Source organism: Paenarthrobacter sp. 10L420 (genome assembly GCF_056395385.1).
This window is the reverse complement of the sequence record NZ_JBFTJK010000073.1, coordinates 1-761: the sequence shown is the minus strand read 5'-3', so window position 1 is coordinate 761 and position 761 is coordinate 1. Positions and strand designations below refer to the sequence as shown.

The window sequence follows — 761 nt, the reverse complement described above, 5'->3', positions numbered from 1 at the left end:
GTTTCCGGCGACATCCGTGTGGCGATGAAGCTGACGGCCATGGTCAAGGACATGTAGATGGCGATCGGGATCCAGGAGTTGCTGAACATTGCCAGCAGGCCTGCGCAGATCATGGGAGCGACGCCGCCGCCGATGATGGAGGAGAACTCCCGACCCAGGGTCACGCCTGCGTAGCGGTAGCGGCTGCCGAAAATCTCGGGGAAGTAGCTCATGTGGACGCCGACCACGCCTTGGCAGGCGAGCATGAATCCGATGATGATGACCATGACGATTGCTGCCGGGGAGCCCGTGGTCAGCAGCAGGAACGCTGGGGCGGGGAAGAGGATCAGGGCTCCGGTAATGAGGGAAACAACGCGCCTGCGTCCGATCTTGTCGGACAGAATGCCGAAGGATACTGCCGCCACGCCGCCGCAGAGTGAACCGATCAGGAGTACGGGTGGAATGAATTTCGGGTCGGTGCCCACGACGGTGATGAGGTAGGAGGCCATGAAGACCTGGATGGTGTAGGACTGGGTGCTGACGCCGAAGTTCATGAGGATGACGCGCAGGACGTTGGCCTTGCCGTTCTTGGCGACTTCCTTGAGCGGTGCGGGCGGGACTGTGCGGGTTTGCTTGATTTCTTCAAAGACCGGAGACTCGTCGAGTTTGCGCCGGATGACAAGGGCGGCAATGGTGACGAAGATGCTGGAGAGGAACACGAGCCGCCAGCCCCAGGTGAGCATGTCGTTCGGTGCCAGTGCTTGGGCGGCGATCCATACGAG

The 761-nt window shown here is 61.2% G+C and carries 1 protein-coding gene; it reads right to left on the bottom strand.

The features are described from left to right. Positions 1–761: MFS transporter (locus tag AC1DD5_RS25715; RefSeq protein WP_477523135.1), on the bottom strand; the 761-nt coding region annotated here is incomplete at both ends.